The organism is Actinophytocola xinjiangensis (assembly GCF_001921215.1).
GTDB lineage: Bacteria > Actinomycetota > Actinomycetes > Mycobacteriales > Pseudonocardiaceae > Actinophytocola > Actinophytocola xinjiangensis.
In genome coordinates this window covers 70,159-83,275 of record NZ_MSIF01000017.1, presented here as the reverse complement: position 1 = coordinate 83,275, position 13,117 = coordinate 70,159, and the positions used below count along the sequence as shown (strand labels likewise).

At 71.5% G+C, this 13,117-nt stretch carries 16 protein-coding genes; 7 read left to right on the top strand and 9 right to left on the bottom strand.

What is annotated here, in order from left to right; genetic code table 11:
- Window positions 1-31: 31 nt before the first annotated feature.
- Complete coding sequence (locus BLA60_RS28550; RefSeq protein ID WP_075136106.1) at window positions 32-1,606, top strand: P-loop ATPase, Sll1717 family; 1,575 nt, start codon at window positions 32-34, stop codon at window positions 1,604-1,606.
- Here BLA60_RS28550 and BLA60_RS28545 read toward each other — a convergent pair.
- The 3 genes from BLA60_RS28545 to BLA60_RS28535 form a co-directional block, all read right to left on the bottom strand.
- On the bottom strand, window positions 1,589-2,281 hold the full coding sequence (locus BLA60_RS28545; protein ID WP_075136105.1) for a DUF998 domain-containing protein: 693 nt from the start codon (window positions 2,279-2,281) through the stop codon (window positions 1,589-1,591). The genes BLA60_RS28550 and BLA60_RS28545 overlap by 18 nt on opposite strands.
- Window positions 2,282-2,363: 82 nt before the next feature.
- Window positions 2,364-3,701 (bottom strand): RNA 5'-3' helicase PhoH2, encoded by a 1,338-nt coding sequence (gene phoH2 / locus BLA60_RS28540; protein WP_075136104.1) that lies wholly within the window; start codon window positions 3,699-3,701, stop codon window positions 2,364-2,366.
- Between the two features lie 284 nt (window positions 3,702-3,985).
- Window positions 3,986-4,777, bottom strand: a complete 792-nt coding sequence (locus tag BLA60_RS28535; protein ID WP_075136103.1) for an isoprenyl transferase — start codon at window positions 4,775-4,777, stop codon at window positions 3,986-3,988.
- Between the two features lie 38 nt (window positions 4,778-4,815).
- On the opposite strand from BLA60_RS28535, the gene BLA60_RS28530 reads away from it, so the two are divergent.
- From BLA60_RS28530 to BLA60_RS28520, 3 genes are read left to right on the top strand one after another with little or no spacing between them, the layout of a single operon-like run.
- Window positions 4,816-5,232 (top strand): CoA-binding protein, encoded by a 417-nt coding sequence (locus BLA60_RS28530; RefSeq protein WP_075136102.1) that lies wholly within the window; start codon window positions 4,816-4,818, stop codon window positions 5,230-5,232.
- A 46-nt stretch (window positions 5,233-5,278) separates the two neighbouring features.
- Window positions 5,279-5,950, top strand: coding sequence for a PAQR family membrane homeostasis protein TrhA (trhA, locus tag BLA60_RS28525; RefSeq protein ID WP_075136101.1), 672 nt, complete (start codon window positions 5,279-5,281; stop codon window positions 5,948-5,950).
- An 18-nt stretch (window positions 5,951-5,968) separates the two neighbouring features.
- On the top strand, window positions 5,969-6,379 hold the full coding sequence (locus BLA60_RS28520) for a GNAT family N-acetyltransferase (RefSeq protein WP_075136100.1): 411 nt from the start codon (window positions 5,969-5,971) through the stop codon (window positions 6,377-6,379).
- Between the two features lie 49 nt (window positions 6,380-6,428).
- Here BLA60_RS28520 and BLA60_RS28515 read toward each other — a convergent pair whose 3' ends face one another.
- Both BLA60_RS28515 and BLA60_RS28510 read right to left on the bottom strand, forming a co-directional pair.
- Entirely contained in the window at window positions 6,429-6,980 is a 552-nt protein-coding gene (locus tag BLA60_RS28515; RefSeq protein ID WP_075136099.1) for a flavoprotein, read from the bottom strand.
- 106 nt (window positions 6,981-7,086) lie between these two features.
- Window positions 7,087-7,305 carry a hypothetical protein gene (locus BLA60_RS28510; RefSeq protein WP_075136098.1) on the bottom strand — a complete coding sequence of 73 codons (219 nt, stop codon included), beginning with the start codon at window positions 7,303-7,305 and terminating at the stop codon, window positions 7,087-7,089.
- Here BLA60_RS28510 and BLA60_RS28505 point away from each other — a divergent pair.
- Together BLA60_RS28505 and BLA60_RS28500 are read left to right on the top strand one after the other, a co-directional pair.
- Entirely contained in the window at window positions 7,258-7,773 is a 516-nt protein-coding gene (locus BLA60_RS28505; protein ID WP_245812197.1) for a DUF5753 domain-containing protein, read from the top strand. The two genes, BLA60_RS28510 and BLA60_RS28505, sit on opposite strands and share 48 nt — an antisense overlap.
- 29 nt (window positions 7,774-7,802) lie before the next feature.
- Window positions 7,803-8,033: a DUF397 domain-containing protein gene (locus BLA60_RS28500; RefSeq protein WP_084735349.1), complete on the top strand. Its 231-nt coding sequence runs from the start codon at window positions 7,803-7,805 to the stop codon at window positions 8,031-8,033.
- A 181-nt stretch (window positions 8,034-8,214) separates the two neighbouring features.
- Here the strand turns inward: BLA60_RS28500 and BLA60_RS28495 are convergent, their stop codons facing one another.
- Both BLA60_RS28495 and BLA60_RS28490 read right to left on the bottom strand, forming a co-directional pair.
- Window positions 8,215-8,679, bottom strand: a complete 465-nt coding sequence (locus BLA60_RS28495; protein WP_075136095.1) for a nitroreductase/quinone reductase family protein — start codon at window positions 8,677-8,679, stop codon at window positions 8,215-8,217.
- Window positions 8,676-9,107 (bottom strand): PPOX class F420-dependent oxidoreductase, encoded by a 432-nt coding sequence (locus tag BLA60_RS28490; protein ID WP_075136094.1) that lies wholly within the window; start codon window positions 9,105-9,107, stop codon window positions 8,676-8,678. Before BLA60_RS28490 ends, BLA60_RS28495 begins: the two co-directional genes overlap by 4 nt.
- Before the next feature lie 71 nt (window positions 9,108-9,178).
- Here BLA60_RS28490 and BLA60_RS28485 point away from each other — a divergent pair, with 71 nt between their 5' ends.
- The gene (locus tag BLA60_RS28485) at window positions 9,179-9,652 is read left to right on the top strand and encodes a MarR family winged helix-turn-helix transcriptional regulator (RefSeq protein WP_162293022.1); all 474 of its coding nucleotides are present in this window, start codon (window positions 9,179-9,181) and stop codon (window positions 9,650-9,652) included.
- A gap of 9 nt (window positions 9,653-9,661) precedes the next feature.
- On the opposite strand, the gene BLA60_RS28480 is transcribed toward BLA60_RS28485, so the two are convergent.
- Together BLA60_RS28480 and BLA60_RS28475 are read right to left on the bottom strand one after the other, a co-directional pair.
- Complete coding sequence (locus BLA60_RS28480; RefSeq protein ID WP_075136213.1) at window positions 9,662-10,264, bottom strand: hypothetical protein; 603 nt, start codon at window positions 10,262-10,264, stop codon at window positions 9,662-9,664.
- 800 nt (window positions 10,265-11,064) lie between these two features.
- Window positions 11,065-13,065 (bottom strand): thioredoxin domain-containing protein, encoded by a 2,001-nt coding sequence (locus tag BLA60_RS28475; protein WP_075136092.1) that lies wholly within the window; start codon window positions 13,063-13,065, stop codon window positions 11,065-11,067.
- Window positions 13,066-13,117: the final 52 nt, after the last annotated feature.

Here is a 13,117-nt window from a genome sequence, read left to right as displayed (position 1 = left end):
CAATCCGGGGTGGCTACCTGGGGGTGTGCCCATGAGTGACCGGCTCGATCTGGTGAGCGGGCTCTACTTCGGCCGCGACGACGCGGAGAACGACGCGGTCGACGGGCTGCTGCGCACCGGTTTCGTCACCACCAGCGCCTACGAGGAGGCGCTGTGGGGCCGCAAGAGCCTCATCGTGGGCCGCAAGGGCTCCGGCAAGAGCGCGATCTGTATGCGGCTGGCGATGCCGGAGGTGTCGCAGGGCGAGCACCTGCTGATCACCCCGGACGACACGGCCAGCGCGCCGCTGCGCGGGTTCGAACTGGCCGACCTGACCGGTGCCGCCGCCAAGTCGCTGATCTGGCGGTACGTGTTCGCCATCCACATCGCCCGCCACCTCGTCGACCACCACACCCGGCGGTCGCACGGCCACCGTGAACCGAAGTCGGTCAGGCGGGTGCGCCAGTTCCTGCGCGCCAACGGCGAACTCGCCGACGCGCGGCTGCCCAGCCGGATCGCCACCGCCGCCACCGGCCTGCGCGGCAGCCTGCGGCTGGAGGCGTTCGGCCTGTCGCTGACCGCCGACCTCAACGCCGCCTCCGAGGGCATCCGCGCCTCGGCCCAACTGGCGATCATCGAACGCGGTGTCGGCGCGGCGCTGGCCCACCTCGACTGCGCCGGCACGCACCGGCCGGTGCTGCTGCTGGTCGACAAGCTCGAACACATCTGGTCGACCGAGCCGGACAGCAAGGCGCTGATCACCGGCCTGCTGGTGGCCGCCAAGCACGTCGCCACCACCTATCACCGGGCGGCGCGCTGCGTGGTGTTCCTGCGCTCGGACATCTACGACTCGCTGTCCTACAGCGAGGCCGACAAGTTCCGCAGCGACGAGATCCGCCTCGACTGGTCCCGCGAGCAGCTCGTCGACCTCGCCGTCACCAGGGCCGCCGCCTCGCTGGGCCAGCACGTGACCCGGGAGTTCCTGTGGGGCACGGTGTTCCCGCCGTCCGTGGACGGCGAACCGGTCGTCGACTACCTGTTCTCCCGGATGCTCGCCCGCCCCCGCGACACCATCCAGTTCCTCAACCAGTGCCGCGACCAGGCCCGGTGGGCCGGCCACGACCGCATCACCGACCAGGACGTCGTCAACGCGGCCGTCGAGTTCTCCCGGTGGAAGACCAACGACCTGGCCAGGGAGTACGGCTCGACGCTGCCGTTCCTGGAACGTGTGCTCGCCATGTTCCAGAACGGCGCCACCGTCGTCACCCCGGCGACCACCGCCCGCCACCTCGACGAGTTCGGCGAGTCGCTGCACGCCCAGTTCCCCCGCTACAGCGCCATGTTGAACCCCACCGGCCTGCTCGACGTGCTGTTCCGCGTCGGGTTCCTCGGGGTGCGGCGCGGCGGGGACATCACCTACATCACCAACGCTGCCCTGCCGATCCAGCCGCACGAGACCGAGTTCCACATCCACCCGTGCTTCCGCCCGGCCCTCACCGTCGCGGACACGGTGACCACCGGGTACGGGTACACCCCGCTCCAGTCCGGTCTCGTCGTGGGCGACATCAGCAGCGGAAACGCCTACCAGGGCAACGCGGGCATCTGGGACCTACCCGACGAGGACTGAGCGCGGCGCCCGGAACCGCAGCGGCAGCAGCACCAACTGTGCCAGCAGGACCAGCTCCAGCACGTAGAGCACCCGCTGGAACAACCCGTTCAGCTCCTGGAGCACCTCCGGCATCACCCCGAAGTGGCTGGTCATGAACAGCGCCAGCACCACCGAGGTGAGCACGACGCTGCCGTACAACGCCCTGCGGTAGCCCGCCAGGTACCTCACGTCGCGCAGCTGCCGGGCCACCAGCACCGCCGCGATCGGCACGCAGAAGAACACCACGCCCGCCGCGTACCGGTGGATCTGCGCCGACACCGACAGCGACTCCCCCAGATCCGTCGGGAACACCGCCGCCAGCACCGCCCCGGCCACCGCCAACCCCAACGCCAGACGCAGCATCCCGTTGCCCAGCAGGCGAATCGCGGCCAGGCCGAGCATCGCGCCCAGCCCGGCGACGCTGATGCACAGCACCGCCGCGCCGAACATCCACCCCACCTCGGGCACGAAGACGTAGTCGGACATGGTCGTGTCCAGCACGCTCATCGACTGCCACGCCGTCACGGTCAGGTTCACCATGAACAGCAGCGAGCAGACGATGCCGGCCAGCCCGAGCCGGACGGCGACGGTCGTCGGTCGGGGCGGCGCGGCGTCGGTCGCGACGCGGGGCCTGGTCAGCACGAGGTTGGTCACGACACCAACACTCTCGTGCGGGCGGCCCCCGAACCATCCGGGAAACTCCCGAGTTGGCCCGGGGGCTACCCCTACCCCGGTCTCAGGTGACGTGCTCCTCGAGCATCTCGGTCACCAACGCCGCGATCGGTGACCGTTCCGAGCGGGTCAGCGTGATGTGCGCGAACAGCGGGTGCCCCTTGAGCTTCTCGATCACCGCCGCGATCCCGTCGTGCCGACCGACGCGCAGGTTGTCCCGCTGGGCGACGTCGTGGGTGAGCACCACCCGCGACCCGGTGCCCAGTCGCGACAGGACCGTGAGCAACACGTTGCGCTCCAACGACTGCGCCTCGTCGACGATGACGAACGAGTCGTGCAGCGACCGGCCCCGGATGTGGGTCAGCGGCAGCACCTCCAGCATGCCCCTGCCCAGCACCTCCTCGATCACCGGCTTGCTGACCAATGCGCCGAGCGTGTCGAACACCGCCTGCGCCCACGGCTGCATCTTCTCCGACTCCGAGCCGGGCAGGTAGCCGATCTCCTGCCCGCCCACCGCGTACACCGGCCGGAACACCACGACCTTGCGGTGCAGGTTGCGTTCCATCACCGCCTCCAGCCCCGCGCACAGCGCCAGCGCCGACTTGCCGGTGCCGGCCCGCCCGCCGAGCGAGACGATGCCCACCTCCTGGTCGAGCAGCAGGTCGAGCGCCACCCGCTGTTCGGCCGAGCGCCCGTGCAGGCCGAACGCCTCCCGGTCGCCGCGCACCAACGCCACCGTCTTGTCCCTGGTGATGCGCCCCAGCGCGCTGGCCGACGCGGCGATCAGCCGCAGCCCGGTGTTGCACGGCAGGTCACCGGCCTCGACGCCGTAGCCCGTCAGGTCCAGCTCGCCGTCGCGGTAGAGGGCGTCCAGCGCCTCGGCCGGCACCTCCAGGTCGGCCATCCCGGTCCACCCCGACGGGGTGACCTCCTGGGCGCGGTACTCGTCGGCGTCCAGGCCGACGGCCGCCGCCTTCACCCGCAGCGGGATGTCCTTGGTGATCAGCGTGACGCCGGGGGTGTGCGCGGCCATGTTCAGCGCGCAGGCCAGGATCCGCGCGTCGTTGGAGTCGGTGCGAAACCCCGCGGGCAGGACGTTCTGGTCGGAGTGGTTGAGCTCCACGTGCAGCGTGCCGCCGGCCTGTCCGATCGCGATCGGCCGGTCGAGCCGACCGTTGCGTTCTCGCAGGTCGTCGAGCAGGCGGAGAGCCTCTCTGGCGAACCAGCCGAGCTCGGGGTGGTGCCGCTTGCCCTCCAGCTCGCCGATCACCACCAGCGGTAGCACGACGGCGTGCTCGGCGAACCTGGTCACCGCCCACGGGTCGGACAGCAGTACGGACGTGTCGAGGACGTAGGTACGGCGCAGATCACCCGAGCTGGAAGAGGGACGCGAAGCAGTCACGGCGACTCCAACGCGAACGCGGCACCACGTCCGCTGCTCGTAGGGCCAGGCACCTCCCAGGCTGGGCGATCAGTGCGGCGTCCTCCCGGACGCCGTCCGCGTCGCCCACGAGGGCCGGGTGCCGGCCCCCGTGATCGTCACCATCACGACCTGGGCCTCCCGGGACGAGTCGCGTGGGCACGACCCGTCACTTCGGACGCTACCCGTGGCGGGCCCTCCGTGGCGGTGACAACGCGGGTGATTTTGCGCGCGACGAGCCGGTTTCGACCGGTTGGTCAGGATCCTCAGGAGCCGAACCGACGGTGGCGGATGGCGTAGTCGCGTAGCGCCCGCAGGAAGTCGGTGCGCCGGAAGTCGGGCCAGTAGGCCTCGCAGAACCAGAACTCCGAATGCGCCGACTGCCACAGCAGGAAACCCGACAGCCGCTGTTCACCGGATGTTCGGATGACCAGGTCGGGGTCGGGCTGCCCGGAGGTGTAGAGGTGCTCGGCGATGTGGTCGACGTCGAGGACCTCGACCAGCTCCTCGATCGTGCGGCCCTTCTCGGCGTGCTGCTGGAGCAGCTTGCGCACCGCGTCGGCGATCTCGCGCCGCCCGCCGTACCCGACGGCGATGTTGACCTCCATGCCGGTGCGCCCGGCGGTGCGCTGCGCGGCGGCCGACAGGCGATCGGCGGTCTCGCGGGGCAGCACGTCGAGGGCGCCGATGATCCGCAGCTTCCACGGGTTGCCGTCGGCGGCCAGCTCGTCGACCACGCCGCCGATGACCTCCAGCAGCGGCCCCAGCTCCTCCGGCGGGCGGGTGACGTTGTCGGTGGACAGCAGCCAGAGGGTGACCAACTGCACGTCGGCCTCACGACACCAGCTGAGCAGCTCGGCGATGCGTCGCCCCCCGGCCCGGTGCCCGTCGGCGACGTCGGTGAACCCCGCCTCTCTCGCCCATCGCCGGTTGCCGTCGAGAACGACCCCGACATGCTTGGGGTGCCGCCCGGCGGCCTGCTGAAGCAGCCGGCGGTCGTAGACGCCGTAGACGATGCGGGAGGCTTTCCTGCGGATACTCCGCCAGTGAGGACTCACGTCCCCGCAGAGTACGCCAGTCGGGGCAGACTGGGCTCATGCGCTGGCAGGAGCTGACCGTCATCGAGCGTGTGGTGCGCGAGGCACGGACCGTGGCCGTCGTGGGTCTGTCGGCCGATCCGGCCCGCCCGAGCTTCGGGGTGGCGACCTACCTGCACCGCAGTGGCCTGCGGATCCTCCCGGTGAACCCGGCGCTGACGACCTGGCAGGGCCTGCCGGCCTACCCGTCCCTGTCGGCGCTGCCCGGCCCGGTGGACGTCGTCGACGTCTTCCGCCGCCCGTCGCACACCCCCGAGATCGCCAGGGAGGCGGTGGAGCTGGGCGCCGCCGCCCTGTGGCTCCAACTCGGCGTGATCAACACCGAGGCGGCCGAGATCGCCGCCGAGGGCGGGTTGGACGTGGTCATGGACCGGTGCCTGGCGGTCGAGCACCGCGAGGTCGTCGGCTGGTCGTGAGCTGCGTCACGCCGTGGCCAACCTACGGTCCCGTAACCTCCCTGTTGTGCAAGCCGCGACCCTGACCCCGCCCCGGCCCGCCAAGCCGCGCCTGCGCGGGGTGATCCACTACTGGTCGTTCCTGGTCTCCGTGGCCACCGGCGCGGCCCTGATCTCCCTGGCCGCCGCGACCGTGTCCGGCACCGCGGCGCTCGCCACGTCCATCTACGGGGCGACGGTCCTCGGCCTGTTCGGGGTGAGCGCCCTCTACCACCGGCGGTGGTGGGAGAGCCTGCGCGTGCGGGCGTGGATGAAACGCCTCGACCACTCGATGATCTTCATCTTCATCGCCGGCACCTACACCCCGTTCTCCCTGCTGGCGATGCCCCAGCCCACCGGCTACATCGTCCTGACCATCGTCTGGTCCGGCGCCGCGTTCGGCGTGGGCCTCAAACTGCTGTGGCCGCACGCCCCCCGCTGGCTTGGCACGCCCGTGTACATCGCGCTCGGCTGGGTGGCCGTGTTCGTCCTGCCGGAACTGCTGGCCAACGCCGGCATGGCCGCCTTCATCCTGATCCTGGTCGGCGGCCTGTTCTACACGCTGGGCGCCGTCTTCTACGCCACCCGCTGGCCCGACCACTGGGCCCACGTCTTCGGCCACCACGAGTTCTTCCACGCCGCCACGGTCCTGGCCGCCATCTCCCACTACATCGCGATCTGGCTGGTCATGTACGCCTAGCCTCGGCTGGGTAGCAGGGTGAGCGACGCGATCTCCTACACCTGGCGGGATCCCATCACCGACGACGAGATGGTTGACCTCGTCCGGTCGCATGGCGGCGACGCCGTGCCCGGGTGGTGGAACCGGGTCAGGCGGCACAGCCTCGGCTGGGTGGCTGCCCGCGACGGCGAAGGAGTCCTGGTCGGCTTTGTGAACGTGGCGTGGGACGGTGCGGACCACGCCTTCCTGATCGACACGAAGACCCGGGGCTCGTACCAGCGTCGCGGTATCGCGACGGCGGTCGTCCACCTGGCGGCGGCGCGGGCACGTGCGGCGGGCTGTGAGTGGCTGCACGTCGACTTCGAGCCGGAGGTGCGACGCTTCTACCTCGACGCCTGCGGCTTCCGCCCCACCGAGGCGGGACTGATCCACCTGGCCACGAAGCACTGACACCGGGCAGGTGAACCGCCCCGCGAGGCGATCGTCGGTGCCGGCACGCCTAGCCGCGAACAGCGGCGACGATCGTCTCGACGATCGTGACCCAGGGGAGCTCACGGCCCGGGGCCGAACGCGGCTCGTGCAGCGACCAGACGTCGTCACCGGTCACCAGGTGGACGCCGGCCAACTGGAGGGCGGCGACGTGCCCGCCCCACGACGGGTGGCGCACGTGCGCCGCGTTGACCCGGGGGAAGACGACGACCGGTGCCGCACCGAGGCCGATCGCCTCGCACACCTGGGTCAGCGCCTGGTTGTCCGCTATGCCGAGGGCGAGCTTGGCGACCGTGTTGGCCGTGGCGGGGACGACCGCGTGGCAGTCGAGCGGCGGGTGCGGACTGGTCTCGCCGGGCAGTCTCGGCTGCCAGCGCACGGGATACCCCGTGCGCTGCTCGATCCTCGAGATCTCGCCGCTGGCGTCCAGCCAGGTCGCCGCGGTGGGAGTGAGGGTGACGGCGACGCGCCAGCCACGCTCCAGCAGGGGCTCGATCAGCCGGGGCAGGATCTGCTCAACGCCTCCGGCGGACGACCCGACCAGGCCAAGGACCGGCGCCATCAGCTCTCCCCTTGTCCGGCAACCTGGCTCGCCACGGTAGCGAGGGTCGACGCGTCGCCCCACCGGGCGCGCTGGCTCCTCCCACGGTAAGGAGCCGGCGAACGCGTCAGGCCACGGCCGTCGGGCGGTCCGCTTTCCTGTCGGCGGGCTCGCGCAGGGCCAGCACCTCGTGCGCGAGCCGGACGAACCGTTCCAGCGCCGGGCGTTCGAACGCGATGTACTGCCAGTCCTGGGTGGAGCCGCCCAGGGTGAACCGCAGCTCGCCGTCGACGTCGAGGTGGTCCCGGGGCTGGCGCAGTGCGAGTCCTACGTCCGGGCGCTGCACGCCGACCTGCCGGACGAGGACGGCGTGACCATGGACGACCGCATCAAGGCCCGCCTGGGGCGCCAACAGATCTACGACAAGACGGACCCGCCGACCGTGCACTTCGTGCTGTCCGAGTCCTGCCTACGTCGCGTCTGGGGCGGCGAAGCCGTGATGCGGGAACAGCTCGACTATCTGATCAAACTGTCCAACCGGCCGAACATCATGATCCAGGTGATGCCGTTCAACGCGCCGCCAGGCCGTCGATCGCCGATCGGCACCCGGTTCATCCTGTTGCAGATCCCGTCGCCCGGCGCCGCCGGGCCGCTCGAACTGGCTTACACCGAGGACGACACGGAGATACGCTATCTCGACGACAAGAAGGCCCTGGCCAAGCGCGAGCAGGCGTGGACGCGCATGTCCACCGCGGCGCTGGGCTTCGAGGAGTCCCGGGCGTTCATGCGTCAGGTAGCCCGCGATTTCCAGTAGTGCCCGAGTCCCCGAGGGAGCCCGCCGCGATGCGCAGCATCCGACCGACGTTCACCGAGTCCGACTTCCGCAAGGCCACCGTCAGCCAGCCGAACCAGAGTTGCGTGGAGATCGCGCGGCGGTCCGGGTGGGCCGAGGTGCGCGACTCCAAGACGGCGTTCGGCGCGGCGAACGACCACCGCATCGCCCTCGCCGACCCGGAGCCGTTCCTCACCGCCGTCAGGGCCGACCGGTTCGGCCGACGCGGGAGTTCATCCTGAACCAGAACGACAGGCTTGAGCGGCTCCAGGACGCCGCTCTCCTCACCATGGCGATCAGGCGTACGGCCACCGACACCGGCGATCGCGTCAGCCTTGGCGACGCGGCCGCCCGCTTCGGTATCGACCTCGATGCTCTCGACAGGTCGGCCAGGTCCCGCGACTCCTGAGCGGGCCCAGGCCTTCACTCCGCGCGCGGAGTCAGGCGGATGACGGGGATCTCGCGGTCGGTCTTCTCCTGGTACTGCGCGAACCTGGCCGTCGCGGTGACGATCGTCTTCCAGGCGGCTTCGCGCTCGGCGCCGTGAAGCTGCTCGACGTCGACGGGAACCTTGCCGCCGTCGATCTCGATGTGGACCTTGTCCGGGTTGGCGGCGAGGTTGTGGTACCAGGCCGGGTTGGCCTGCGCGCCGGCGGCGGAGGCGGCGATCAGCCGGGAGCCGTCCTCGCCGGGGAACCACGCGAGCGGGGTGGCGCGCTCGGCCCCGCTCCTGGCGCCGACGGTGTGCAGGACCAGGGCGTTCATGCCCATGACCCGACCGCCCTTGCGGCGGACCCGCTTCATGGCCGCGTTGTTCATCAGGCGCAGGAAGGCGCTCGCCTTGGGTTGGCGGGCTCCGCGGGTACCGGACGGGACGTTGAAGGTCATGTGACTCTCTCTCTTGAGGGCGTTCGATGGACGGTGCGCCCGACCGTGATCTCCCGGTCGTGGCCGAAGGGGTCGCCGGCCAGGTTGAAGCTCCACGACACGGTGGGCTCGATGCGCAGGTAGGCCCCGGCGCCGAACTGTCCCTGACGTTCGACCAGCTCGGCGTTCCCGTAGATCCGCAGGTAGCGCGGGGTCCACGGATTCACCGACGCCAGATCGTCGACAACCAGGGCGACCTTGGTCTTCCCGGCCGCGACGTTGCGGTACTTCCTGGTCCTGGTGACGTCGAGCCCGCCCACGTACAGGTACGTTCCGTCGAACTCGAAGCCGACCGGGGACACGTCCGGCTGGTCGTCGGACCCCACGGTGGCCAGGCGGGCCAGTGGCTGGGACTTGAGGTAGCCGATCTCTTCCTCGGTGAACGACATCTCCCACCCCTCGTTGTTAACGACGCGTACAGTACACGTCGTTAACAGTACGCGCCATGTACTGTTACGACGTGGACGAACGACAGCACCAGTGCGGCCAGGCGGACATCGCCGCAGGGCTTGTCCAGCTCACGATGCTGGTACAGGAGATCTACGCGCGCACGTCCGTCCGCCACGACCTCACCGCCGTCCAGGCCAGACTCCTGTGCGTCCTGCTCGACGGACCTCGCGGCATGGCAGAACTCGCCCAGGCGTTCAACGTCGAGCGGGCCGCGCTCACCGGGCTCATGGACCGGGCCGAGCGCCGCGGCCTCGCGCGCCGCTCACCGGTCCCCGGCAACCGACGCGCGGTCCAGGTCACACTCACCGACGCCGGCCGGGCCGCCGCGACGGCCTTTCACGCGGAGATCGGCGACCAGCTGAGCAAACTCGTCGAACCGCTCCCGACGGAGGGCCGCGAACTGTTCGGCGCCGCGCTGGACGCCATCGTCAGCCAGTACCAACAGCGGCGACCGCCCCCGGGGGAGGCGGCCGCCGGCGCGTGAGACCAGGGGTCAGAGTTCGGGGCCCTTGGCCCGCAGGTCGTCGACCTTGGTCATGGCGTTGCGCAGTTCGGTCAGCCACTCGTCGGCGTGCTCGCCGACCAGGCGCACCGCCCAGGCCAGCGCCTCGGAGCGGGAACGGGCCACCCCGGCGTCGACCAGGGTGTCCAGGATCAGCCGCTCCTCCTGGCGCAGACGGGTCATGACCGGGACCGACAGCGTCGTGAACAGTTCCTCGGTGTCGCCGATCCGCGCGCCCCACGCCACCTTGCGGCCGTAGCGGTGCTCGGCCTGACGGGCGATCTCGATCCGCTCGTCGCGGGTCTCCTCGCGGTAGCGGCTGATGCGGCCGGACTCGGCGGCCGCGCGGGCCGCGTCGTCGGCGAAGTCGCCCTCCAGGGCCGGGAGCTGGCCCACGACGGTGATCTCCTCGCGGTCGACGACCACGATCGGGGGCTCGGTGAACCAGCCCTCCGGCAGCCGGCCGGCGAACCAGGCCGACGCGTCGTCAGCCGACGGGAGATCGGCCTTCTGCCAGCCACCCCGGCCGCCCTTGGGGCCACCGCCCCAGCCTCGGCCCGGTCCGCCGCCCCATCGGTGTCCTCTTGGTCCCATCTGGAATTCCACCCCGCACTGGTCGAACATGGCAGCCTCCGCACGGCTGGCTTACATGATTACATCAATACAGAGCTTACAGAAGACCCGCCATTACCGCCGTGGTGTTCGCTGGGGGTGGAACGGGTCGGCCCTCGCCCCACCTCACCCCGGCCCTCGCCTCGCCCTCGCCCTCGCCGGCGCCCTCGCCCTCATCGGTGCCGGTGCCGGTGCCGGTGCCGGTGCCGGTGCGAAAGCAAACACCACTGCCCGTGTCTTCCCGCACTCCCCCAGGGGGACCCCTGTTTCAAGGGTAGTGAGAGACACCGACAGGGCCGGGGCTCGCGCGGGGTTTGTCCACAGGGGGCGGGGTGGCCTGACGAGCGAATGGACGCGGCGGTCAGCTGGTCGGGCAGGGCCCACAGGGTCGGGGCCGCCTCGGGAGTGAACGAACGCAGCGGCCAGCCGGTCAGGCAGGGTCCGCAGGGTCGGGGCCGGCTCGGCAGTGAACGGACCGGGCGGCCAGCTGGGTCGGACAGAGTCCACAGGGGGCCGAGCTGTCTCGGGAGTGACCGGACGCTGCGGCCAGCCGGTCAAACAGGAACCACAGGACGCCGAGCAGCCTCAGGAGTGAACGGACACTGCGGCCAGCCGGTCGGGCCGGGCCACAGGGTCGGGGCCACAGGGTCGGGGCCGGCTCGGCAGTGAACACGCTGCGGCCAGCCGGTCAGACAGGGCAACGGATCGGGCACCCGGGTAAGGCAGGGCAGCGGATCGGACACCTGGGCCGGACAGGGCAGGGCAGGGATCGGACGCCCGGGTCAGGCGAGTGCGGTGAGCAGGTCCGCGACCTCGGTGACCGGGCGGTCACACACGTACCCGTGGCACACGTACGCCGCCGGCAGGCCGTCGACCAGCGGACGGTCGGCCAGCAACGGCGCCTCGTCCGGGCCGCCGACCAGGACCACGGCCCCGCCGGGCGCCGTGCGCCGCGCGGCCTCGGCCAGGGCCCGGCGGCGGTCGTCCTCGGCGCCGACGACGGCGACCTGGACCGGACCGGCGGCCAGGGCCTCGGCCACCGACAGCCAATGCCCGGCGAAACGGGGGGCACGCTCGGCCAGCAGCCCGGCCCTGGCCACCGCCGACTCGGCGCGCGCCCGGTAGTCGCCCGCGCGGTCCGGGCCGACCAGGGCCGAGGCCGTCAGCAACGCCCCGGCCAGCGCCGACGCCCCGGACGGGCTGGCGTTGTCGGCCGGGTCGGACGGGCGCCAGACCAGCGCGTCGGCGTCGTCGGCGGTGTCGTGGAAGGCGCCGTCGGCGTCCTGGTCGGTGAAGTGGGCCAGGGCCGTGTCCAGCAGTCCGGTCGCCACGTCCAGCCAGTGGGGGTCGGCGGTGGCCTGGTGCAGCGCGAGCAGGCCGTCGGCCAGGCAGCCGTAGTCCTCCAGCACGCCGGCCGCGTCACCGACCACGCCGTCGCGGGACGCGCGGCGCAGTCGGCCCTCGACCAGGTGCCGGTCGACGACCAGCGTGGCCGCCGCGACCGCCGCGGCCACCCACGACGGCTCGTCGAGCAGCGTGCCGGCGTGTGCAAGGGCTCCGATCGTCAGGCCGTTCCACGCGGTCACGACCTTGTCGTCGCGCGCGGGCTGGGGGCGGGTGTCGCGGGCGGCCAGCAGGGCCACCCGCACCCGCTCCCAGCGGGCCGGGACCTCGGGTTCGCGCAGCAGGCGCAGGGTCGACGTGCCGTGCTCGAACGTGCCGGCGGCCGTCACCCCGAGCAGGTCCGCCGCCCAGGCGCCGTCGTCCTCGCCGAGGACCTCGACCAGCTGCGCCGGGGTCCAGGCGTAGGTGAGGCCCTCGACGCCGTCGGTGTCGGCGTCCAGCGACGCGGCGAAACCGCCGTCGGCGGTGCGCAGGCGGCCCAGCAGGAACCGCGCGGTCGCGGTGGCGACCTCGCGGTAGCGGTCCGAGCGCGTGCGGACCGCCAGGTGGGCGTAGAAGCGCAGCAGCAGGGCGTTGTCGTAGAGCATTTTCTCGAAGTGCGGCACCACCCAGCCGGCGTCGACGCTGTAGCGGGCGAAGCCGCCGTCGAGCTGGTCGTTGAGGCCGCCGGCGGCCATGGCGGCGGCCGTGCCCTCCGCGATGGACAGCGCCTCGACCGAGCCGGTGCGCTCGTGGTGGCGCAGCAGGAACTCCAGCACCATCGTCGGCGGGAACTTCGGCGCGGTGCCGAAACCGCCGTGGCGGCGGTCGTACTCGGGCAGCATCGCGGCGGCCGCGCCGTCCAGGGCCGCCGGGTCCACCGGCGAGGGCGGCAGGGCCTCGGTCTGCCTGGCCAGTTGGGCGACGACGCGCTCGCCGGCCTCGCGGACCTCCGCCCCCCGGTCCGACCACGCCTCGTCGACCGCCTCCAGCAGCTGACGGAAGGAGGGCTGGCCGTGCCGGGGTGCCGGCGGGTAGTAGGTGCCGCAGTGGAACGGGGCGCCGTCGGGGGTCAGGAAACAGGTCATCGGCCAGCCGCCGTGGCCGGTCATCGCCTGGGTGGCGGTCATGTAGACCGCGTCGACGTCGGGGCGTTCCTCGCGGTCGACCTTGATGTTGACGAAGTGCTCGTTCATCACGGCCGCCACCTCGTCGTCCTCGAACGACTCGTGCGCCATGACGTGGCACCAGTGACAGGCCGCGTAGCCGATGGACAGCAGGATCGGCACGTCGCGGCGACGGGCCTCGGCGAACGCCTCGGTGCCCCACTCCTGCCAATCCACTGGATTACCCGCGTGTTGACGCAGGTACGGACTGGTGGACCGGACGAGTCGGTTCATGATTTCCATCCTGCCTCAGACCTGCGACACGCAGGACGCGGCGAACGCGCAC